Source organism: Nocardia sp. NPDC058705, from assembly GCF_042749305.1.
Classification (GTDB): domain Bacteria; phylum Actinomycetota; class Actinomycetes; order Mycobacteriales; family Mycobacteriaceae; genus Nocardia.
Window position 1 is genome coordinate 1 of the sequence record NZ_JBHYRN010000002.1, and the last position, 21,912, is coordinate 21,912.

At 64.4% G+C, this 21,912-nt stretch carries 23 protein-coding genes; 8 read left to right on the plus strand and 15 right to left on the minus strand.

Features of this window, described 5'->3' with window-relative positions; translation table 11 throughout:
* Window positions 1-170 precede the first annotated feature (170 nt).
* The gene (locus tag ACFW6D_RS03125) at window positions 171-749 is read left to right on the plus strand and encodes a hypothetical protein (protein ID WP_379324244.1); all 579 of its coding nucleotides are present in this window, start codon (window positions 171-173) and stop codon (window positions 747-749) included.
* Between the two features lie 8 nt (window positions 750-757).
* Window positions 758-2,122, plus strand: coding sequence for a hypothetical protein (locus ACFW6D_RS03130; protein WP_379324246.1), 1,365 nt, complete (start codon window positions 758-760; stop codon window positions 2,120-2,122).
* 145 nt (window positions 2,123-2,267) lie between these two features.
* On the opposite strand, the gene ACFW6D_RS03135 is transcribed toward ACFW6D_RS03130, so the two are convergent.
* The gene (locus ACFW6D_RS03135; RefSeq protein WP_379324248.1) at window positions 2,268-3,131 is read right to left on the minus strand and encodes a hypothetical protein; all 864 of its coding nucleotides are present in this window, start codon (window positions 3,129-3,131) and stop codon (window positions 2,268-2,270) included.
* A gap of 108 nt (window positions 3,132-3,239) precedes the next feature.
* Here ACFW6D_RS03135 and ACFW6D_RS03140 point away from each other — a divergent pair, with 108 nt between their 5' ends.
* A complete protein-coding gene (locus ACFW6D_RS03140; protein WP_379324250.1) occupies window positions 3,240-3,482 on the plus strand; it encodes a hypothetical protein in 243 nt (80 codons plus the stop codon).
* Window positions 3,483-3,785: 303 nt separating this feature from the next.
* Here the strand turns inward: ACFW6D_RS03140 and ACFW6D_RS03145 are convergent, their stop codons facing one another.
* The 4 genes from ACFW6D_RS03145 to ACFW6D_RS03160 form a co-directional block, all read right to left on the minus strand.
* On the minus strand, window positions 3,786-4,649 hold the full coding sequence (locus ACFW6D_RS03145; RefSeq protein ID WP_379324252.1) for a phosphotransferase enzyme family protein: 864 nt from the start codon (window positions 4,647-4,649) through the stop codon (window positions 3,786-3,788).
* A 19-nt stretch (window positions 4,650-4,668) separates the two neighbouring features.
* The gene (murF, locus tag ACFW6D_RS03150; protein ID WP_379324254.1) at window positions 4,669-6,048 is read right to left on the minus strand and encodes a UDP-N-acetylmuramoyl-tripeptide--D-alanyl-D-alanine ligase; all 1,380 of its coding nucleotides are present in this window, start codon (window positions 6,046-6,048) and stop codon (window positions 4,669-4,671) included.
* 555 nt (window positions 6,049-6,603) lie between these two features.
* Window positions 6,604-7,080, minus strand: coding sequence for a DNA-directed RNA polymerase subunit beta (locus ACFW6D_RS03155; RefSeq protein ID WP_379324256.1), 477 nt, complete (start codon window positions 7,078-7,080; stop codon window positions 6,604-6,606).
* 166 nt (window positions 7,081-7,246) lie between these two features.
* On the minus strand, window positions 7,247-7,462 hold the full coding sequence (locus ACFW6D_RS03160) for a helix-turn-helix domain-containing protein (RefSeq protein ID WP_379324258.1): 216 nt from the start codon (window positions 7,460-7,462) through the stop codon (window positions 7,247-7,249).
* A gap of 320 nt (window positions 7,463-7,782) precedes the next feature.
* Between ACFW6D_RS03160 and ACFW6D_RS03165 the strand changes: the two genes are divergently transcribed.
* Window positions 7,783-8,976, plus strand: a complete 1,194-nt coding sequence (locus ACFW6D_RS03165) for an XRE family transcriptional regulator (protein ID WP_379324260.1) — start codon at window positions 7,783-7,785, stop codon at window positions 8,974-8,976.
* Here the strand turns inward: ACFW6D_RS03165 and ACFW6D_RS03170 are convergent.
* Window positions 8,973-9,620 (minus strand): HAD family hydrolase, encoded by a 648-nt coding sequence (locus ACFW6D_RS03170; protein WP_379324262.1) that lies wholly within the window; start codon window positions 9,618-9,620, stop codon window positions 8,973-8,975. The two genes, ACFW6D_RS03165 and ACFW6D_RS03170, sit on opposite strands and share 4 nt — an antisense overlap.
* Before the next feature lie 222 nt (window positions 9,621-9,842).
* Here ACFW6D_RS03170 and ACFW6D_RS03175 point away from each other — a divergent pair, with 222 nt between their 5' ends.
* Window positions 9,843-10,688 carry a helix-turn-helix transcriptional regulator gene (locus tag ACFW6D_RS03175; protein WP_379324264.1) on the plus strand — a complete coding sequence of 282 codons (846 nt, stop codon included), beginning with the start codon at window positions 9,843-9,845 and terminating at the stop codon, window positions 10,686-10,688.
* Window positions 10,689-10,780: 92 nt separating this feature from the next.
* The gene (locus tag ACFW6D_RS03180; RefSeq protein ID WP_379324266.1) at window positions 10,781-11,545 is read left to right on the plus strand and encodes an SDR family oxidoreductase; all 765 of its coding nucleotides are present in this window, start codon (window positions 10,781-10,783) and stop codon (window positions 11,543-11,545) included.
* A 128-nt stretch (window positions 11,546-11,673) separates the two neighbouring features.
* Here the strand turns inward: ACFW6D_RS03180 and ACFW6D_RS03185 are convergent, their stop codons facing one another.
* From ACFW6D_RS03185 to ACFW6D_RS03210, 6 genes are all read right to left on the minus strand, one after another.
* The gene (locus ACFW6D_RS03185) at window positions 11,674-12,471 is read right to left on the minus strand and encodes an ABC transporter permease (RefSeq protein WP_379324268.1); all 798 of its coding nucleotides are present in this window, start codon (window positions 12,469-12,471) and stop codon (window positions 11,674-11,676) included.
* 2 nt (window positions 12,472-12,473) lie between these two features.
* A complete protein-coding gene (locus ACFW6D_RS03190) occupies window positions 12,474-13,370 on the minus strand; it encodes a 2-aminoethylphosphonate ABC transporter permease subunit (protein ID WP_379324270.1) in 897 nt (298 codons plus the stop codon).
* A 286-nt stretch (window positions 13,371-13,656) separates the two neighbouring features.
* Window positions 13,657-14,859, minus strand: a complete 1,203-nt coding sequence (locus tag ACFW6D_RS03195) for an ABC transporter ATP-binding protein (protein ID WP_379325013.1) — start codon at window positions 14,857-14,859, stop codon at window positions 13,657-13,659.
* Between the two features lie 29 nt (window positions 14,860-14,888).
* The gene (locus tag ACFW6D_RS03200) at window positions 14,889-15,920 is read right to left on the minus strand and encodes a 2-aminoethylphosphonate ABC transporter substrate-binding protein (protein ID WP_379324272.1); all 1,032 of its coding nucleotides are present in this window, start codon (window positions 15,918-15,920) and stop codon (window positions 14,889-14,891) included.
* A 91-nt stretch (window positions 15,921-16,011) separates the two neighbouring features.
* Window positions 16,012-16,698: a phosphonatase-like hydrolase gene (locus tag ACFW6D_RS03205; protein ID WP_379324274.1), complete on the minus strand. Its 687-nt coding sequence runs from the start codon at window positions 16,696-16,698 to the stop codon at window positions 16,012-16,014.
* Window positions 16,698-17,825, minus strand: coding sequence for a TIGR03364 family FAD-dependent oxidoreductase (locus ACFW6D_RS03210; protein ID WP_379324276.1), 1,128 nt, complete (start codon window positions 17,823-17,825; stop codon window positions 16,698-16,700). The genes ACFW6D_RS03205 and ACFW6D_RS03210 overlap by 1 nt, the downstream gene beginning before the upstream one ends.
* A gap of 97 nt (window positions 17,826-17,922) precedes the next feature.
* On the opposite strand from ACFW6D_RS03210, the gene ACFW6D_RS03215 reads away from it, so the two are divergent.
* On the plus strand, window positions 17,923-18,645 hold the full coding sequence (locus tag ACFW6D_RS03215) for a GntR family transcriptional regulator (protein WP_379324278.1): 723 nt from the start codon (window positions 17,923-17,925) through the stop codon (window positions 18,643-18,645).
* A 3-nt stretch (window positions 18,646-18,648) separates the two neighbouring features.
* Here the strand turns inward: ACFW6D_RS03215 and ACFW6D_RS03220 are convergent, their stop codons facing one another.
* On the minus strand, window positions 18,649-19,008 hold the full coding sequence (locus tag ACFW6D_RS03220) for a DUF4254 domain-containing protein (RefSeq protein WP_379325015.1): 360 nt from the start codon (window positions 19,006-19,008) through the stop codon (window positions 18,649-18,651).
* Window positions 19,009-19,407: 399 nt separating this feature from the next.
* Between ACFW6D_RS03220 and ACFW6D_RS03225 the strand changes: the two genes are divergently transcribed.
* Window positions 19,408-20,286 carry a helix-turn-helix domain-containing protein gene (locus ACFW6D_RS03225; RefSeq protein WP_379324280.1) on the plus strand — a complete coding sequence of 293 codons (879 nt, stop codon included), beginning with the start codon at window positions 19,408-19,410 and terminating at the stop codon, window positions 20,284-20,286.
* Here ACFW6D_RS03225 and ACFW6D_RS03230 read toward each other — a convergent pair.
* Together ACFW6D_RS03230 and ACFW6D_RS03235 are read right to left on the minus strand one after the other, a co-directional pair.
* Complete coding sequence (locus tag ACFW6D_RS03230) at window positions 20,280-21,089, minus strand: ABC transporter permease (protein ID WP_379324282.1); 810 nt, start codon at window positions 21,087-21,089, stop codon at window positions 20,280-20,282. The two genes, ACFW6D_RS03225 and ACFW6D_RS03230, sit on opposite strands and share 7 nt — an antisense overlap.
* On the minus strand, window positions 21,086-21,907 hold the full coding sequence (locus ACFW6D_RS03235) for an ABC transporter permease (RefSeq protein WP_379324284.1): 822 nt from the start codon (window positions 21,905-21,907) through the stop codon (window positions 21,086-21,088). Before ACFW6D_RS03235 ends, ACFW6D_RS03230 begins: the two co-directional genes overlap by 4 nt.
* Between the last annotated feature and the right edge of the window lie 5 nt (window positions 21,908-21,912).

A 21,912-nucleotide genomic window follows, 5' to 3' on the forward strand; every position in this document is an offset into this window, starting at 1 on the left:
GCAGGATCTCTCGGTCACCGTCACGCAACACCAGAGGGGTAGCTCGCACGTACCGATTCAATCAGATCGTTTACTGTCCAACAACTTTGGAATCAACCCACTAGGTCATGTCTGCTAAGCGGGTTCCCAGCTCTCGCCCGACAATCCTCCGGTCGGGCATCATGTTCGCCGTGGCGGAGACTGTCGGTGATCAGCATCAGGTTCTGACGGACAACCAGTGGGAACTTCTCGAGCTGCTGTTACCGAAATCCGATGGGCGCGTGGGTCGTAACTTCTCGAACAACCGCCGGTGTCTACGGGAGTGGTCGGGTATGCCGGCGAATCGACTGCGGGGCGCTACGATCGTCGAGCCAACCCGACCGCCAGCAAGTACAACCGAACAAGGACCTTGTTGCATGACGGATCACTCGATCACCTTCTCGTTCTCTGATTCCGACGCCTCCGAGGCAGACGCGCTGGCGGGTGACCTCACCGAGAGCCTGCGCGATCAACTTCCCGAGGTTTCCGTGACACGAACCAGGTCCAATAAGCAGAACCAAGACTTCGGGGCAACGATCGTGGCCATTGTTGGAGCCCCTTTCATGGTCACGCTCGCTGGCGGCATTGCCACATGGATGGCTCGTCGATCGGATGCAAAGTTGCACATGCGACGAATCGGCCTAGATGGCAAGGAAATTGAAGTTACCGTCAACGGCCGACTGGGAGCACGGCAGACAGGACAGTTGATCAACGAGTTCTTCGCAGATTAGGTGCAGATATGACCGGACTGGAAACCGTCGAAGAGCACCGCACACTGGCCATAATCTGCGGAGCCAGCCGCTGGCCCAGACTGGAAAACTTCGAGTCCAACCAAGGGTTCAGCAACACAGCCAACCAATTAAGTGGGTATCTGACTGGCCAAACCGGATTAAACATCCGGCCAGAAAATCTACTTTGGCTATTCGACTCCCCAGAGGGATCCATAAACCAGTTGGATCAAATAGACGCCTTTTTGGAAGAAGGATTCAACAAGTTCCAAACACCCGGTGGAGTCACCGTAACAATCATACTTATTTACATTGGACACGGCGCATTCTTCGGGCGCGACCGAATGTACTGTCTTCTGCTCCGGGATACGCATGAACCGCATCTTGCGGCGACGAGTCTACGCGTTGCAGACCTCGCAAATGCACTAAAATCCCGCGCACCAAAGAGTTCGCAATATATCATACTTGATGCCTGTTTTGCTGGAACCGCCTTCAAGGATTTTCAAAGTGACGTCCAGCAGATCAGCATCCAGAAGATAGATAGCGAACTCATTGACATCGACGCACGGGGCGTCGTCCTGCTATGTGCTGCCAGCGCAAGAAATCCAGCCCAACTGGACAGATCCGGGTACTCAACAATGTTCGGGAATGCCATTCTCAAATTCCTCAAAGAGGGGGACGTCGAGTGTTATGGCGCAATGAGCATGGATCACTTGTGCAAACTCGCCCGGCGACACCTGGCGCAGTTCGACAATGCTCCGCTGCCAGAAATTCACACACCCGATCAACACTCAATAGATCTAGCTCACATGCCATTATTTCCCAATCCAGCAGCGCCTGAAAACGACGCGATGAGCCATCGAGATGGCCAGCGGGTCACACAACTTTCCAATAACTCCAATACTCGCGAAGTTTCCCTAAAGAGCAATAGGCTGGAAGATGATCTCCGTATTGCCATGTCGACGCTAGCCAATACTGCACGCTCTATGCATGCCGACATTAGCGAGCTCACAAAGAATCTAGTCGGCGCATACGAGCTACTTCGAAAACAATTCGACTTTGAAGGACTCGAGGAAGGAATAGCCAACGATGCAGCGATTGATCTGCAAGGCCTTTCTCTGCAACATCGGCGAGCTATTCTGATGTGGACCGCACAAGATTTAATCCGCACAAGCACAGGCGACGTATCTACCCATTTGTACGCACTGGTAGCGCTCGAATCAGCCACTCCGAAGATGATCAAAGAATCTTGGAGCGCAGTGATAGACGGTCTTGAAGAACTGCAGAAACAGAACCCCGACGACCCCTGGCGCCTGAAGAGAAGGCTAGTTTTCACGCATTTACCGATAGACGAATACTATCAAAATCGCGAATAGGGTATCGAAATTAAGTGGGGATCAGTTTGCGGAACGAAAACGTCGTCCACTGGCTAGTTCGCAAAGTTTCGTGATATCGAATTCGTCGTTCTCATATTTTCTATTCCCGAACCTGAACAGCCAGAATCGTAGGTATGGCATGTAGCTACGAAGGTGGTTCGGATTGGCCGTCGCTCGCCAGCACGTCGATGAGGGCGGTGGCAGCTGAGCGGACCGCGTCTGACTGGTCGGGTTCCGCGAGGGCGAATAATTCTCTGGTGAACGCCCTGATGCTTAGTACGTTATCTCCATGCTCGATCCCGGTATTTCGAGAGATCGCATCGCCGCCCAGCGCAAATAGCGTGTCCAGTATCGTCGCTACTGCGGTTTCGGGAGAAGCCCTCATCGCGTCATTCACAGTGCGGGTAAGAAACGCTCGGACCACCGATGATTCGACAGCCGACGTAGCGAAGCGTTGTCGCGACCACAAATCACCCTCAGTGTCCGAATTCCTGCCCGGCGCGTAGGGCGCGAGATAGCCGCGTTTTCGTGCTTCGCTCAACCAGCGGCTCGCGGTGACGAGTGAAACGTTCCATTTGTCGGCAATCGCCTTGCGGGGAGAGCGTCCATGCTGTTCGGCCTCGGTATATGCCCATGCCACCTGGATGAAGTGCTCCGCATGCCATGACCTTCCCGCCTTGGGCATCTGCGTCCGGGCGTCGCCGAGCAACTGCGACACACGATCTGACCAATTGGCATGTAGCGCGCGTTTGATGCGGTCGAAGATCAGCACGATCTGCACGCGGCGCAGGAGGGTCTGAGTGATCGCCGTCGGCCTGGACGGATCACGCTGTTGGACAAGCAATTCCGTGATCATCGGGGTGCCGTTCAGGAGGCGACCTTCGGCTGTGTATTTCCACGGGCCGGGCACATCGTCGTAGGTGACTACAACCCGATGGGTTCCGTCGGCGTCGGCGATCACCTGGCCGCCGGTGCCATGTCGGCCACCGAACGGCGGGACGCTGAGCATCGCCAGCACATCATCGTCGGAAATGATAACCCCCTGTCATATCGATAGAGTCTTCATCGTAGACGAGGACCCGATGCGGGCAGGAGGCTGGACTTCAGCGGGCGGCCGATGGCCTGCACCGCTTTGGTGGACAACGAAATTGAAGGGCGTCGCCACATGGCAACCAGCAATACGAACCGTTCCGGTTCGCATCCCGATCCCGGTCCCGATCCGCTGCCGCTGCGGTGGTTCGTGATTCTCGCAGCCGCGGGCGCAAGCGGTTTGGCTGCTGGTACGTTCACCGAAGTGAGCTTCGGAATCGGCACCGGGATCGCGATGATCGGCGTGCTGCACAAGATTCTCGGAAGATAGCCTCTCGCCGACCGACTAGATCTGGCCCCGGTGGCGCGGAGCATCGCCACCTCGTGCGCCAACATGGTCGCCAGACGATTGGATCGCCGTCCGACGAGCTTCGGCGAAGCCGAAGTGTGCGGCGATATCGTGGCGGACGCGACTGACCACGAACAGGCAGCCACCGAAGGCTGGGCGATGCGGTCCTGCGAGCGGGGACCGACCAGGCGACCACGCATTATTAGCAGATCCGCAGCAACCTCGCCGCGAGAGGACTTCTCTGCCGCAACAGATTTCCCTAACAACGCAGGCTTCGGCGCTCGTTCAGGGCGCAACCCACTTCCACGGCCGCAAGCCCTGGTGCCCACGTAGGCAGGCCAGCCGGTAGTCGGCCTGGTGGCGTGCGTGGTCGGAGATCGCAGCGTGGCGTAGTGCGAACAGACACAGTTCGAAGGATCGGACGTCGCGGATCACCGGGTAGCCCTCCCAGTTGGTGATGTCGGAGCCGTATGCGTCGGCGAACTGTTCCCACCTCGCTGTGGGGTCCGAGAGGGTGTCGGACTGGAAGGCGACGGTGGCTTGGTCCCATTGTGGGGGTCCGATGCAGCAGCGTTCCAGGTCTACGACGTGTCCTCCGGTGGCTGCGGCCATGGTGTTGGCCGGGGACGGGTCGCCGTGGATGACACACCAAGGGCTCGGCCACTCCAGCGCGTGCCACCGTTCCGCGGTGGCTTCGGCGTAGCCACGCAGCCACGCCTTTTCCGTGTCGTCGGTGAGACATTGGTCGATGCGGTCGGTGAAGTTGGGCAGGGTGAAGCGGGGCAGCCCGAGGTGGCTGGGCACGCGAAGTGTGTGTAGCCGTGCGAGCATCGTCCCGGTTTCGGCGGCCTCGGCGGGTCCGCCCGATCCGAGGTCTTCCCAGAAGGTGACAGGCCGCCCGTCGACCACAACCGGGTCGGGCACCAGTGGTTCGGGTGCGCGAACGTGGTGGGAACGCAGCCAGTCCGCGGCCCGCAGTTCCCGGACCGCCGTCGCCAGTTCCCCGCGCTGATGCACACGGATGATGGTCTCGGTATCCGTCCGCAGCATAGCGTTGTCGCGCAACCGAATTGGGTCGATCCGGGCAGCGGCGACCTGAGCCTGAGCGCAGGCCGCTCGTGCCAATGCCACGATGTCTTTGCTTCTCATGGTGTTTCGCTTCTTCTGGTCAATGACCGGCGGCGAGTGCTGCGGCGGTTTCGAACAGACCAGCGGAGTTGGCACCCTTGATCAGGACCACGTCGCGACCGCGCAGACCTTCGGTGAGTATTGCCAGCACTTGGTCTTTGGTTTCGACATGGGTGACCTGCGCCGAGCCTGCGTCTCGGGCGGCGGTGGCCATGAGTTCGGCGTGGTGGCCGCCGACGGTGATCAGGGTGCCGATACCCAGGTCAGCGACCTGACGTCCGATCGTTGCGTGCAAGGTCGGTGCGGTATCGCCGAGTTCCCGCATCTCCCCGAGGACCGCGACGGTGGGCCGTTCAGTCGCGGCGATCGTGGCAAGCGACCTCAGAGCGGCTTCGACGCTCTCCGGCGAGGCGTTGAACGCATCGTTGATCACCATGATCCCGTCGGGGCGTTCGGTGACCTCCATCCGGCTGCCCGACGCCAACCTCGCGCCGTCGAGACCTTCAGCGACAGTGGTGAATTCGACGCCAGCGCTCAACGCCAGCGTGGCTGCGGCGAGTGCGTTGGTCAGGTGGTGCTCGCCGACCACGCCGAGGGTGACCGGTACGGCATGGTCACCGTGGCGCAGGGTGAACTGCGCACGGGCATTGGCGTCGAGGGCGATGTCGGTGGCACGCACGTCGGTATCCGGGCCGGTGCCGAAGCGCAGGACCTGGGCGCGGGTGTACTCGGCCATCTCCGCTACCAGCGGGTCATCGGCGTTGAGGACGGCGATACCGGAGGCGTCGAGGGCTTCGACGAGTTCGCGTTTGGCGACCGCGATCGCTTCGCGGCTGCCGAATTCACCGATGTGGGCTGAGCCGATGCCCAGGACCGCGCCGATCTGTGGGCGGGCGATGGCGGCGAGGTGGCTGATATGACCGCGCCCGCGCGCACCCATCTCCAACACGAGGAAGTCGGTGTCGGCCTCGACTCTCAGTACGGTGTGTGGGAATCCGATCTCGTTGTTGAACGACCGTTCGGTGGCCACGACGCTGCCGTGGCGGGACAGGATCTGGGTGAGCAGGTCCTTGGTGGAGGTTTTGCCCGCCGAACCGGTGATCGCGAGAACTCGGCCGGTGTAGCGGGTAGCTACGGCGTGGGCCAGATCGCTCATCGCGGTCACCACGTCCTCAACGATGATCGCCGGGGTGCCGGTCGGACGGGATGCCAGGACCGCGACCGCGCCCTTTTCTATTGCGGCAGTGGCGAAGTCGTGGCCGTCGACGCGGTTGCCGTCCAGCGCGGCGAACAGTCCACCGTCCTCGACATGGCGGGAGTCGAATACGGTCGGTGCGGTGACGGCGACTTGGTCGTCGGTTACGGCGTCGAGCCGACCGTTGACGGCTTGGGCGATCTCAGCGAGGGGCATGGGGATCATGGGTTCGACCTTTCGATTTCTCTGCGGTGTCGGGAGTTCGGGGCGAGATCCTGTGCGGACGGCGAGATCGGGTTGTGCGCCACGATCATGCTCGTCACCGGACCGGTTTGATCGCCCGGATTGGTTCGAGTCGGCCACAGTTGGCCGATCGCTGCGTCTGCGCTCAGGTCCCACACTTTGCGGGTGCGGAACGGAAAGTTTGGGTGGCCCCGGACATCGCGATATCGCCGGGAAACGAGTCCGGGGCCGCCTTCGCTCGCGCCGTGGTGAGGTGTCTCGGGGCCTCACCCGGGTGTGTCGAAGGCCATTCAATTGGTCGGGATGCGAGCCGGTTGTGCGGCTAGGGCAGCAGGTAGAGGCGCTCGTTGGGCAGCCTTGGGAGCCCGACACAGTGGCCGGAATCGACGGCGACAGCGCAGGGTCGGCGTGCGGCCATGTCTTGCACGAACACGAGTGCGGCAGTCAGGCATGCGGCGAAATCCATTCGTACACTGGCAAATTGGATAGTGAGGTGAATATCGGGCTCATCGGGACAGGGCGATCGGCGGCCGGGTTTCATCGGGGGAACTGGCTCGGTAAGCACGCTCGGGTGCATTCGAGGACAACTGCCCCGGATGGCCGGAACTTACTGATTGCCGGGGAGATCCACGTTCGGGCGATCAGTGCGTCCGGCACCGGTGACGGCAACGCGATATCACCCTCACGGATCACCACTACCCGCGCACGCCATAGGCGTGCCACGACGGCAGCGTCACCGATCGGGCGAATGTCGGACCTCACCAAGAATGTCCACATTCCGGCTCGGGGGTGGCCGATAATCGGCAACGGCGCAACACCACGCATATCGAGGGCGGTTTTGACCCGTTGCGCCAAGTCGGTGGGCATCATCACCGCACCGACGAACCCGGCCTTCATGGTGATTCGCCCGGTGTCGGGGTCGATCACGGTGGGTAGTGAGCACTCGTGCCGGTAGAACTCGCAGCGTGAGCGGGGAGTTTCTGCGTAGGCGGCGGGTGGCCTGGTCTGCGTCATCGGCATTCCTCGGGCAACTCGGTCGCGGGGATGCGCGTCCCTGTTGCATCGACGGATTGTGGAGTGGGTGCGTTCGTGAGCCAACCGGCTTCGCACATCGCTTCGAGCGTTCGGGCGAGTTGGGTGAGCGATGGCTGTGGCGCGGGCGTGGCTGGGGTGAGGTGACTCATCGCGCGGTCTGCCGTTCCGTGCGATTCTGTCCGGCTGTGATCTGCCACGCCGCGCGCCGGTTTCGAAATACGTCGCCGTTGCGGCGCAACGAGTGCAGGGCGCGCCCCACGCGTCGGGGTGGCAGGTTCAGATTGCGGGCGATCGTGTCGGCGGTGAGCTGTCCACCGACCGCGAGAAGGGCGAGGACATCGGTTTCGATGGTGGATGTCATCTGGTCGCCGATGAAGTGGGCCACCCAGTGACGACCGCATTTGGCTGACCTCTTGACGGGTCTGGCTCGTTCATCGTTCCTCCGTGTCGTCCTTCGCGCTACCGCAAGCTGATTCGCTCTGCCAGACCAACATTGACTCATCGCATAGGTCGAAAGAAGGACAAATAAGAGGACATTGAGCGGCCATATACAAAAGGCACTCTCGTCAAATGTCCAGATAGCGGACTACTCTCGCTTGCATGGCAAACAATGGGAATGCGTCTCTTCGCGCGGCCCGTCAGGCGCTGGGATATCGATCTCAGGCGGCGTTGGCTGATGCGTTGACCGACGCCGCACGTGCGATCGGACTCCGCATCGAGGTAGCAGCCCGCACCGTAAGGCGTTGGGAGTCGACCGATCCGCCGTGGCCGCATCCAGAGCATGCGGCAGCCCTGGAAGCGCTGTTCAAACGCCCGATTACCGAACTCGGGTTCGCACCTCCCTGGCCGAACGGCTCGGAAGGTCGAGGTTCAAGAGAAGCGTTGGGCGCCAATGTGATTCAGAAACCCGGCCGATACCGACGCGCGATGGGTGGAGCGGAACTGCCAGCAGCGGTCGCGAAGAACTACGTGGCGATCACGGTTGCCCATCGCGGCATGTACTGGTCACTGCCGGCGAAGCAACTGCACCGATCCGTTTCGTATCACGCTCGGATGGGGGCCGATCTCATCCCGCAGATCGACGTACGGGCCACCGTCCCCTTGGCACGAGCAGTCGCTGAATCAGCCCTGCTGGCAGGCCGTCTCGAGTTCTTCGATCTTCAGCAGCCCGACGAAGCCCAGACCAGTTTCGTCCTCGCGCTACAGGCAGCCCACGAAGCAGCAGACGCACTACTCGGCTGCGCCGTCCTCGCGCACATGGCCTTCATTCCCGCATTCTCCGGCGAGGCGAAAAGGGCCGAGGAGGCGAGAGAGCGCGTTAGAGCGGCCCGAGCATTCGCGCGGCGGGGCAACGGAAACCACGAACTGACGGCCTGGCTCGATGCTGTCGAGGCCGAAGTCGAGACGCGGTTCGGCAATACGCGACAGGCACTGAGCCTCATCCGGCACGCCGAACAGTCTTACGCGCTGCATGATCCGCAGGAACAGCCGTCGCCGCAGTGGCTGGATTGGTTCTCCCCGACGCGGCTCGCGGGCTTCAAAGCCAACACTTTGATTTCCGCGGGAGACGGCCGGGAGGCCCTGGCGACCCTGCGGCAAGTCCTCGACGACCTTCCCGCGGAGTCGGTGAAACAGCGGTCGGTTTACCTTGCCGATGCCGCGGCTGCGTGTGTGTTGGAGAAGCTGCCCGAGCAAGCGTGTGGCTTCCTTGAGGATGCGCTGGACGGAATCGGCGAGCACTGGTACGCAACGACTTTGGATCGGATCAAGGTGGTTCGGCAGGATCTGCGCAAGTGGGACTCGCTACCCGAGGTGCGGGCGTTGGATGAGCGATTGTACGACTGGCATACAACCGTCAACTCGCTCTCTGGCTAGCGCTCAGACTCCACAATGTCAGGGAGTTCGGACAGGCTGAGGATTCGCCAGTCCGAGAGCTCCTTGACGTCCTGCCGGTCTTTGTGGATCCATCCCCAAGGCCCGCGCTGGATGTAGGCGGTTCGCATCCCGACCTTGGTGGCCGGGGTGATGTCGTTGTCGATGCGGTCACCGACGTAGATGATCTGTTCTGCCGGGCATCCGGCGACCTCGACAACCTTGTCGAAGAACGCGACATCGGGCTTTGCCACGCCCCAGTCATCGGAGGTCGCGATGAAATCGGTCGGCAGATCGAGACCGCGCAGCAGGCCGCCCGCGCGGACGGTCTGGTTTCCGACGATGCCCACCCAGACACCCATCTCGCGCAGCGCCGACAGAGCTGGACGGACATCCGGGTAGAGGTCTTCCTCGCCGAACCACTCCGGCTTGCCTGCATCTGCGCGGGCTTGGCGCTGTTGATCGAGATCGAACCCTGGCTTGAACACCTGGAACGTCTCTCGGTAGTCCAGACCTTGGGCGATCACAGCGCCGAACACGGAGACGAAGGTATGGCGAGGTACGCCCAACCAGTCCGCCCAGGTGCCGTACTCCCGAGTCTCATCCACAAGGGTCTCGCCAACATCGAACACAACAGCCTGGATCACCACTGCTCCTACTCCAACCGCCTACAGTGCGGTGCCGATCTTGCTGGGTCAGTCTAGGGCGCGCACGCTGGATAGATTGTTCCTCAGTCGCTCTCGCTGGTGCCGCGCTTGCCGATGATCAAGGTGTTCAGGCGTAGGTCGCGCCCCGCAAACGGGCTCACGGAGATACACCGCCCTCCGCGATCGAGCAGCGTCCCACCCGCCCGGTTGTACCGTGGCTTCATGATCAGTGCGGCATCTGCTCGGCGGCGCGAAGCGCTGCGCGATTTCCTGCGTTCGCGGCGGGAGCGGATCGGGCCTGGCGAGGCGGGGCTGCCGGTGGCGGGCCGACGGCGAACACCCGGCCTACGACGCGAAGAAGTCGCGATGCTTGCCGGGGTTGGGGTGTCTTGGTACACGTGGTTGGAGCAGGGGCGGGATATCACTGTTTCGGGGGAAGTGCTCGATGCGGTGGCGGGGGTGTTGCGGTTGAGCGGACCGGAGCGGGGTCATCTTTATGTGTTGGCTGGGTTGAATCCGCCGGTGGCTGGTGGGTCGGCGGTGGAGGTTACCGCAGAGGTTCGGGCGGTGATCGATGGGTGGGAGCGGGGGCCTGCTGTTGTGCGGGATCGGTACTGGAATATATTGGCGTTCAATGGGATTGCGGGGTGGGTGTTCGGGTGCGAGGACGGTGAGCCGCACAACTGTCTGGTCACGTTCTTCACCAGCCCTCGCTACCGGGAGTTGCCCGAGGTGTGGGTTGAGGCCGCGCCCGGGGTGGTTGCCGCCTATCGCGCGGATGCGGCGCTCGTTCCGCACGACAGCGAATTTCAGCGGGTGGCAAGCGAACTCGCTGATTCCGAGCCCGCATTCGCTGAACTCTGGGAACGGCACGACGTCGGTGCGCCGCTGCAAGCTGTGAATGCGCTGCGGCATCCCGAGGTCGGGGATCTCTACTTCGATGCCACTACGCTCACCGTCGCCGACCACCCGAATTGGTCACTGGTGCTCTACAACCCGAAGCCGAATACCGATACCGCAGACCGCCTGGCGCGGCTTCCCCGGCTGCGTCTGTCCGAATCCGCCTGACGGCTGGCCGATGCTCACCGCGATCCTGGTGTTGGCGCACCCCTGATAACTGCGCACTGTCTACTCGGTAGGCCTTCCACCACGCTGAACCCATGACGCACAACAGTTCTCGATTCGATGGTAAGACCGCACTGATCACCGGCGGGAGTAGTGGGATGGGGTTGGCTGCCGCGCATCGGTTGATCGCGGAGGGGGCTCGGGTGGTGGTTACCGGGCGGGACAAGATGCGGCTCGATGCGGCTGTCGCTGACCTCGGTCGCCAGGCGTACGGGATCGACGGGGACGCAACCGATCTCGATGATCTCGACAGTCTGTCCGCGGCGGTTGCCGACCGCTTCGGTCATCTCGATTTGCTGTTCGCCAACGCGGGTATCGGTTCGTTCCAGCTGATTGATCAGGTCACCGGGGCGCTCTTCGACCAGGTGATCGGCAGCAATCTCAAGGGCGCGTTCTTCACCATCCAGAAGACTCTGCCGCTACTCCCCGATCATGCTTCGATCGTCATCAACGCCTCGTTCGGCTTGCACCTCGGGGTCCCCGGCTCAGCCCTGTACTCGGCGAGCAAAGCAGCGGTCCACAACCTGACCCGCACTCTCGCAGCGGAATTGGCGCCACGGCGAATTCGGGTGAACTCGGTGAGCCCCGGCTACATCGACACCCCCGCTTTCCACCGGGAGATGCCCGAAGACGCCAGGCGTGCCGTCGCGAGCTTGCCGCCTGCGGGCCGGGTCGGCACCTCTGAAGACGTGGCGGCCGCTGTCGCATTCCTGGGCTCAGCCGACTCCGCGTACGTCAATGGCCACGACCTGCGCGTTGACGGTGGGCTTACCGCGGTTGCTGCTGGGGCGTTCGAGTAAAGCACACCACGCTGAGCGCCCACAACTTCGAATTTCGGTCGAGAATCGCACCATTCGCGCGAATAGTGCGCGCTCAGCGTGGCCGACTCGCCGCGCACGCAACTCTGGGCCGCCGCAGTCGAGCCGGATCAACGGACTGCGGCACGTCCTCGTACGCGGCCGAGGACTACCAGCACGATCAACGTCACCACCACGAGGACTGTGGTTCCGGCGGCGGCGTCGAAGACTTCGCCGCGGTCAGTTTGGGCGAAGATGCTGACGGGGAGGGTCTTCCAGGTGGCGGGGTAGACCATGATGGTCGCGCCGAGCTCGCCCATGGAGAGGGCGACTGCGAGGCCTGCGGCGGCGCCGAGGGCGGGTAACAGCAGGGGCAGGGTGATCTGGCAGAGGACTCGAACCGGTCCTGCGCCAAGGGATTCGGCGGCCTGACGGTAGGCGGGGTCGAGGCGGTCGAGGGCGGCGGAGACCGCGCTGAAGGCGTAGGCCAGGACGAGGACGGCGTGGGCGAGGATGACGATCCACTTGGTGCCGCCGAGCAGCAGCGGACGTTCGTTGAAGGCGATGAGGACGCCGAGGCCGACCGCTACCGAGGGGACAGCGACGGGCAGGTGGAAGACGGCGTCGGTCAGGCGGCGCAACCAGGAGGGTGCTTCGCGGGAGGCGAGGGCGGCCCAGGTGCCGAGGACGAGGGAGATCGCGCCTGCCAGGAGGGCGGTTTGCAGGCTGACCGAGAGGCTGGCGGCCTGTTCGCCGCTGAGGGCGTTGCCGATATTGGTGAAGCCGAGGTCAGAGGGCAGGGGGCCGGTCCAGCTGCCTGCCAGGGCGGCGGCGATCACGGTGGCGATCGGGGCGATGAAGACCACCGTGACGACGAGCGCGAAGATGCCCAGTACCACGGCTTTTCCGCGGGGAGTCCAGACGAGCACGATCAGTCCCCCTTCGGGCGGGCGATGAAGCGGGCGAACACGAGCCGGTAGAGCAGATAGAGACTCAGCGAGAGCAGCACCTGTACCGAGGCCAGCACGGCGGCGCCGGGGAGGTCGAAGGTGACGATGCCGCGGGTGTAGATCAGTGCGGGCAGGGTGATGACGCCCTTCGCGCCGGTGAAGAGCACGATGCCGAATTCGTTGAGCGTGAGCAGCAGGACCAGCGAACCGCCTGCAGCCAGGGCGGGCCACGCCTCGGGCAGAACCACCTGACGCAGCACCCGCCACGGTGAAGCGCCGAGACTTGCTGCCACATCCAGTTGTTCGCGCGGCATCTGGGCGAATGCCGCGAGCACCGGGCGCACCACGAACGGGGTGAAGTAGGTGATCTCGGCCAGGATCACGCCCAGCGGCGTAGTGAGGAAGTCGATGATCGGTGTTGTGGCACCGGTCAATTCGGCGATCAGTGCGTTCACCGCGCCCGCGGTCCCGTAGAGGAATGTGAAGGCGAGGGTGATGAGGAACGAGGGCAGCGTCAGGATCGTATCGATGAGCCTGCCGACCAACCCGGATCCGGGGAACGGCACGAAAGCCAGCACGATCGCCAGGAACGTGCCGAGGACCAGGCAGCCTGCTGTGGCACAGACGGCGATGGAGACGGTGCGCCACAACGCTTCCCGGAATGACTCCGATCCGAGCACCGACGTCCAGACCTCGGTGCCGCGACCGGTCGGGGTTTGGGTGGACTCGGTCAGCACCCGCAGAATTGGGTAGCCGGCGATGCCGAGCACCGCCAGGACGGGCGGCAACGTCCAGAGGATCGGTAGCCACGACCGACGCGGTGCGCGATCGTTCGACGGCGGCGACACATCGGGTCGATCGAGAATGACAGCACTCATCGCAGCACCCCGCTGATGCCCCGCTCACACATGATCCGACCGGCGGAGTTTCTGCCTGCCGTTGCCATGGAATCGGCTGCCTCCTCGCCGATCACCCACTTGCGCACCATTTCCGGGGAGAGCGGGCCAGAGGAATCGGCACGCCGTGCCCCGACTTCAGTCCGCCGCGGACTGGCGTGCCATAACCCGATATCGCGGCGTCGCGCATCACTGGGGCGCGCATCGGGGACACGGACTCCTGAGCCGTGGAGCCGTTCACCTCGGGACCGGGTCGAGAGTGTTGTCTTCACACCGCACCGCCCGAAGGCACGGAATCGGCTGCCATGGCCGATGTCTCGCCGATCGTGCGCGGGATGAGCACCCCTGCCGGGTCCGGGAGCTTCACTCCGACGACGGCGCCGACTTCCACGGTGAAGTGCCCCGGCACGTCAGCCGCGAGCACACCGGGTAGGCCGTCGACGGCCAGTTCGACTCTGGTTGTCGCGCCGCGCCACACCGAGGTGCGGACGGTAGCGCGCAAGGCGTCCCGCTCGCCGGGTTTGCCGACGGTGATCGTGTGCGGACGGATACACAGCAGGGCTTCGTCATCGGGAGCCCAATCCGTCAGTCCAACACCGGGTTGCGGTGCGTGGGCGCGGAGTGTGCTGGTGCCCGCGGTGACCAGGGCTGCGGTGCCGGTGACGTGGTTGACGGTGCAGGGCACCAGGTTCGCACCACCGAGGAACCCTGCGGTGAAGTCGGAAGGCGGTCGCTGCCACAGGTTTTCGGCGGTGTCGATGTCGACGAGACGGGAGTCGCGCATCACCGCGATCCGGTCGGCAAGGGCCAAAGCTTCGGCCTGATCGTGGGTGACGTACAGCATCGCGGTGTCGGGCAACGCTTTTCGCAAATCCTGCAGTTCACCGAGCATCGAGTGACGCAATTGCGCATCCAGTGCCGCAAGGGGCTCGTCGAGCAGCAGCACGCTGGGCTTGATGGCCAGCGCGCGGGCGATCGCCACGCGCTGCTGCTGACCACCGGAGAGTTCACGCGGCAGCCGCTTCGCGTAACCACCCATGCCGACCATGTCGAGCGCTTCGGTGACCCGCGTGGCGATCTCGGCACGCGGCACCCGATGCGATTTCAGGCCGAACGCCACATTGCTGTGCACGTTCATGTGCGGGAACAGCGCGTAGGACTGCACGACGACACCGATCCCGCGCTTGGCGGGCGAGAGATCGGTGACGTCGCGGCCCGCGAGGCGAACCGAGCCCGTGGTGGGTCGGACGAAGCCTGCCAGCGCTTTGAGCGCGGTCGACTTGCCCGACCCACTGGGCCCGAGGAGCGCGACGGTCTCGCCGACGGCGACGCGCAGGGTGAAATCGGCCAGCGCGACGGCGGCCTTGCGGCCCCGGCCGTAACTGACCCCGACCCGGTCGAACACGATCGCGGGTTCGTTGGTTGCCGCCACCGAGGTGGCGGATTTCATCTGGAGGTCACCGTCGGACATCATCGAACTCCCTTATGTCACAGCCGCATTCAGCTGCCGGTTGCCTTCTGGTACGCCGCGACATCGGCGTCCAGCTCGGTCAGCACCTTGTTCCAGTCGACCGAAACGACGTCGACTCCGGTCATCGCCGCGGCCGGACCACCGTCGGACGGGGCGGGCACATCGGTGCGGGGCGACACGGCGAACGCCTCGGGGCCGAGCTTCGCCTGGGCAGCCGGGGCCATCAGAAAGCTCATCAGCTTGGTGGCGTCGTCCTTGTGCGGGGCGCCCTTGGCCAGACCCATCATGTACGGGACTGCCACGGTGGAACGCTTGCCGTCGGCGGCGGGGAAGAAGACGTTGAACTTGGAGCCCTTCTCCTTGACCGTGGTCAGGTTCATCTGCACGTCACCGTTGGCGATGAGCAGCTCGCCCTTGTCGACCTTGGCCTGCAGCTTGCCGGTCGACGACGACGGGCCGACATTGTTGGCCTGCAGTGCGGCAAGGTAATCCAGCGCACCCTGCTTGCCGCGCAACTGCTGCAGCAACACCAGGACGGCGGTGCCGTCACCGGCCTGGCCGGGGGTGGAGTACTGCAGCTTGCCCTTGTATTCCGGCTTCAGCAGGTCTTCCCAGGTCAGGGCCGAGGCGTCGACCGCGGGGTTGGCGATGAAGCACAGGAAGTTGTTCGCCATCGTCACGTAGGTGCCGTCGGCGTCCTTGGCCGCGGCGGGGATGGCGGCGGTGTCGATGCCGCTCGGCTGCAGCAGGCCCGACTGCTTGGCCTTCTGGATGAACGGCGGCAGGGTGACGACCACGTCGGCCTGCGGGTTGGACTGTTCCTTGTCGACGCGGTTCACGACCTCGCCGGAACCGGCCTCCACCAGGTTGACCGCGATGCCGGTTTCCTTGGTGAACGCGTCGAACTGGCTCTTGTACCAGCCACCGACACCGTCGGCGGAGTACACGGTGACGGTCTTGCCACTCGCGGATTCGGTGCCGGTGCCACCGCAGGCGCCGGTGAACGCGACGGCGGTGAGGCCGGCCAGCAGCAACGCGGCCTTGGTGAGTGAGGTACGCACGATTACAGCAACTTTCGTTCAGATGTCGGGGGAATCGCAGGGACGGGTGGATCGGAGGGCGACGCCGCGGCGATTACCGCGACGGCAGGTTTCAGCGGGCCAACACCAGCGCGGGGAACTCGGCGACCGACGCCACGACGTGAGTGGCACCGGCGGCGCGCAACTGATCGGCGGTGTGCGCGCCGGTGAGGGTGCCCGCGACGATGCCCGCACCGGCGGCGAGGCCGGTGGCGATGTCGCTGGTGGTGTCACCGAGGACGGCGATCCGGTCGACGGCGTCGACACCGAGACGCAACGCGGCGGCGAGCACCATGTCGGGATAGGGGCGGCCACGACCGGCATCCGACGGCGCCAGCGTGAGGTCGACGAGGTCGGCCCAGCCGAGAGCAGCGAGTAACTTGTCCTGGGTGCCGCGACTGAATCCGGTTGTCAACGCGACCCGGACACCGGCCGCACGCAGCGCGGTGATCGCCTCGACGGCACCGGGGATCGGCGCGATATCGGCCTCGTCGACCAGTGCGTCGTAGGCGATTTCGAAGGCGCGGTTGGCATTCTGAGCAGCTGCCTCGTCGCCGTCGAGCAGGGCGCGGAACACCTCGATCTTGGACTGGCCCATGGTGTCGACGACATAGCGGCGAGCCTGTTCCCGGCGCGGGCCCTCGGTCTCGATTCCGGCGGCGGTGGCGGCGCTCTCGAAGGCGCGCAACACCAGTCCACCGTCGGCGACGGTGGTGCCTGCCATGTCGAGGACGGCGAGCTGAATCTTCTTGTCCGACATCACGGTCCGATCTGATCGATGGTTTGTTCGCCGATGGCGGGGCCCAGCGTCATACCGCGACCGCCGGGGCCGGTGACGACCCAGACGTTGGTATCGGCCCGGACCCGGGTGACGATGGCTCCGGGGTCGACGCTCTGGCTGTAGACACCTGCCCAGCGCCGCACGATCGGCGGCAGCTTGCGGCCGAGCAGTTCCTCGGTCACCTCGGTGAGATGGTCGTAGGGCGCTTCGTCGACGTCGAAGGCGAACGGCTCGACGTATTCGTGGGTGTCGCCGATGGTCAGGCCGCCGTGTAGGCGCTGCACGCACAGCAGTTGCATCTTGTGCTCGGCGGCGGTGGCGGCCTGGGACTGCTCGGCGGTCAGCGAATCCACCTGTGGGCCTGCGAAACCCGGGTAATAGCGGAAGCTGTCGCCGTCGGCGATCGCGGTGGTGAGCGGTTCGCCCAGCGGGGCGGTCTGCATCATCTGCAGGCGCACGCGGCGCACCGGGAGGTCGGACACGAGCTCGCGGGTGAGGCCGGAGTGGGCGGCGCCGGGGCAGTGGATGACCAGGTCGGCTTCGTGGCGACGACCGTGATCGTCGACGACGACCGCGCCGGAACCGGTGTCGAGTACCGAGCGGGCCTCGGTGCTCTCGTGGAAGGTGTAGCGACCGGACGCGGCCATATGGGCGCGCAGCGCGGGCAGCGCCTGACGCGACTCCACCGCGGCGTCGGTCGAGCAGTGCAGGCCCGCAAGGTATTTGCCGCGCACGGCCGGGTTGATCGCGCGCACCTGGTCGGGGTCGAGCAGGGTGAATCCGCGGGCATCGGCGGTGTCACCGGCGGCCGCGGCTTCGGCGACGGCGAGTTCGGCGGGGGTGCGCACGAGGGTGATCGAACCGGCGGGCCGGAAGCCGACGCCTGCGACCCGGCCGCCGATCTCCTCCCACAGCTCGCGCGAACGCAGCGTCAGCTCGAGCTCGGCAGCCGAACGGCCCGAGACCCAGACCAGACCGAAGTTGCGCACCGTCGCGCCGCGGGCTTCACGTTCGCGTTCGAGGTGGGTGACCTCGTGTCCACGGGCTATCGCGGCCCAGGCGTGTGCGGTGCCGAGGATCCCTCCACCGATGATGACCAATCGCATGCCACCGATAGTGGCAAATGGTCTAGACCGATAGGTGTGGGCCGCGAGAACGGGAAGTTAAATTTTGGTATAGACCAATCCGGGTAGGCTGGACGACATGGATTCGCCGCAGACGACCCGCGTTCCGAAGGTGTTCTTGGTCCGCACCGAAATCGATCTGATCCTGACCGATCTCGCCGAGGGCGATCCGGTGCCCTCGGAACGCGACCTCGCCACCCGCTTCGGCGTCGCCCGCGAAACCGTGCGACAGGCGCTACGAGAATTACTGGTAGAGGGCAGGATTCGGCGACAGGGCCGCGGCACCGTCGTCTCCCGGCCCAAGCTGACGCAACCGCTGTCGCTGCGCTCCTACACCGAGGGTGCGATCAGTCTCGGTCGCACCCCCGGCCGCATTCTGGTCGCCTGGGAAGACATCGCCGCCGATGCCGCGACCGCCGCGGATCTGGAGGTGGAGGTGGGCACCGAGGTGATGCACCTGGAACGGGTACTGCTCGCCGACGGTGAACGCGTCGGACTGGAGAGCACCTACCTGCCCCTGCACCGCTTCGCCACCCTGCGCGGCACCTATGACCCCACCACGTCGCTGTACGCCGCGATCCGCGCCACCGGCATCGAACTCGCCGGTGCGCGCGAACGCATCGAAACCGTACTCGCCGCCCCGAGAGAGGCGGGTCTACTCGAATGCACCACCGCACTACCGATGTTGCTGCTGCACCGGCGCAGTGTCGACGCCGACGGCGTACCCGTCGAACGGGTGCGCTCGCTCTACCGCGGCGACCGCATCGCCTTCGAGGCGAGGCTGTCACCTGAACCGGTGTAGCCCTTACTGTTCGGGCAGCCTTCGCCGTCCACCGGCCACATCCGTGACCAGATCTGTGTAACCATCCACAAGCTCGGCGAGGTGATACCAGTGCTTGTGCGTGTTGTCGCTTCGCGCTCCGTTGATGTCGATGGCCTGGTTGGCATCCACCCAGCTACGCGCCATCCGGTCGACGACCGCACCGAGACTCTCGGTGTGCAGCGAGGCGCCGTTGCGATGCAACGGGATCTCCTGGACACACCAGTCGTTGATGTCGTCGACGAGTTCACTTCGACGGCAATCGATCTCGGCGATCAATGCCGTATCACGCACCTGCCCACGCCGTTCGTGCAGTTCAGCGAGTGCGTGCGCCGATCGCAACAATTCACGATCTTGAAAACGCCGCCCCTGAAATGCGCACAACAATTGCGGAGCGGTCGGCAGTACCCCCATCACCGGCGCGCTCATCGCAACGCCCCGAATTCACCCGACACCCAAGATTTGTCTACCAACATGATTGGCTCTCGATTCGGTTATCCCGGTCTTCTGTTCGGATTGTTCGCAACCAGGCTAACCCCGATCATGCTCGCCCAGAAGGCGAAACGCAAGATTGCGTTATCACTCCTGCAGTAAACCCGCCCTGACAGAATCTCGGGTCACTTCGGCAGTCTCGCACAGTCTTCCGGCGAGCCGCGCTGACGCGCCGAACACCATGACAGGCCCTATGCCTCCGTCTTCGCCGAACGCGTGACAGAGTGGCCTTGCAGCGCAATAATGCGATTCATGGCAGGCAAGCGTACGACCCTGACCGTCCGGCTCCGCAGGCTCGCGGCCATGCTTCGTGAGTTGCGTGAAAGCGCCGGGCTGAGCAAGGAAGACGTCAGCGCGCGAACCGGTATCAACGTCACCACGCTGTACCGGATCGAAATGGCACAGGCGCGTCCACAGCGACGCACTCTCGGCGCCATGCTCGATCTGTATCAGGTCGATGACAAAATGCGCGAGGAAGCACTCAGCTTGCTGACCGACGCGCTGAAACCCGGCATGTCGCGCCCTTACGAAGGCGCCGTGTCGGAGGTGTACGCGAATTACATCAACTTCGAAGCGGAAGCATTGTCGGCCAGGCAATACCAGACCTCGACGGTGCCCGGCCTGCTGCAGACCTTCGAATACGCCGCCGCCGTGATCGACACCTCGATGCCGCGCCTCGACGCCTCGGTGATGGAAAGCAGAGCCCAGGCGCGCATGGATCGCGCCATCAACCTGACCAAGGAAGACCCACTGGAACTGTGGGTGGTGATGGACGAGGCGGCGATCCGCCGGGTGGTCGGCGGGCCCGCGACGATGGCAGGCCAGCTCGACCGGCTGCTCGACGAGACCAAGCGCAAGAACGTGATCCTGCAGGTACTTCCGTTCGACGCGGGCGCGCACCCCGGCATGGCGGGCTCGTTCACGTTGCTCGACTTCCGTAATCCGGTCGATCCCGAGCTGGTGTACGTGGAGAGTATGTCGGTGCACGATCTGGTCGAGGGGCACTCCGAGATCCGCCGGTTCGGTGTGATCTTCGATCAGCTGCGGGCGATGGCGTTGAGCCCGCGTGACTCGGCGAAGCTGATCACCGAAGCACGCGACGCGATCACGCAGTCCGCGGCCGCTCAGTAGCGGCTGGCGCGGCGGAAACCGAGCGCGGCGGGTAGCGCGAAGACCGCGACCGCGCCGAGCGACCACGCCAGGGTGGCCAGCAACGGTCCGCGCACGGGTCCACCGAGCGAGAGTCCGCGCATGGTGTCGATGGCGTGGGTGAGCGGGTTGTGTTCCACGATCGGGCGCGCCCACGCCGGGTAGGCGATGAGCGGGACGAAACCGGTGCTGAAGAACATCATCATCGACGAAGCCAGCGAAATGACCTCCACCAGTGTGGCTTTCGCGGTGTAGACGGCCAATGCGGTGACCATGGTCGCGAAGCCGAGGCCGAACAGCACCGGGATGGTGAACAGCGCGATCGCGGCCGGTACACCCTGGGTGAAACGGAATCCGAGGGCGACACCGACTGCGAAGATCACCAAGGTGCACAGCAGGATTCGCACGCTTTCGGCGAGGACGCGCGCGAGCAGGCCCGATGCTCGGTGGACCGGCAGTACCCAGAATCGGGACAGCAGTCCTTCGTCTCGCTCGCGGCCCAGGGTGACGGCGCCGGCCAGGGAACCCGACATCACGCCGACCAGCGAGACCATCGGAACCGAACCGTAGAGGGCGTCGGCGCCCGCGAAGGACGAGACCTGTTTACCCAGTACGGCATTCAACATCACCAGCAGGAGCGCGGGGAACAGGAGGGCCTGCATCACTGTCAGCGGGTCTCTAGCCCAGCGGGTCAGCAGCCGCTTGGTCTGGATCATGGTCTGCGGCAGCAGCATTCGCAGGGACTCGGTGTGCCGGGTGACCTTCGGCATGGTGATGGTTGTCATGCGGCCCGCCGGGCGGCGTGGCGCCATGCCAGGCCGCCACAGACCACCAGGATGCCCAACGCCCAGGCCAGCCCTGGTCCGAGGGTCGCGATGTCCACTGCGCCCGCGTTGCCGGTGGAGTCGCCCGCCAGTGCGCGCAGGCCGTCGACGAACTGGGAGACGGGCTGGTTGCGGACGAAACCCTGGATCCAGCTGGGGAATTGGTTCGCGGGGGCGAAGCCGGTGGAGACCATGCCGAAGATCAGCTGGGGCAGGACCAGGATCTGGGTGGTGGCCTCGGGGCTGGCCGACATGCTGCCGAGTAGATCGGCGCCGCAGCACAGAGCAGTCGCGATCAACAGGGCGAACGCGAGGAAACCCACTGTGTGCCACCAGCTTCCGTAGAACCGGAAGCCGATGACGGCGCCGCAGACGAGCGCTGCGCCGACCGCGATCACCGCACGGTGGGCGGCCACGGTGATTCTGGCCGCGAAGGGCACCCAGCGGGGCATCGGCAGGGTGGCGAAACGGACGTCGAGGCCGTCGCGGGCGTCGGTGGCGGCGCGGAACGCGGCGGCGATGGCGCAGAACGCGACCGCCTGCATGACGATCATCGGCATCAGGAACTGGGCGTAGCTGCTCAGGCCGTGCCCGTAGACGGTCATCACGAGGTTGAGCGGCACGTAGAAGCCGATGGTGAAGACTGCGGGGGCCAGTAGGGCGGTGAAGATCTCGCCGGTCCTCCACGCCGGGCGGATCAGCCGTTGCGCGAGCACCCACCACTGCGTGGGCGCCACCGTCGGGGCGCGGTCGGTGCCGGGCTCGTCGGTGGTGTGCACGTGCC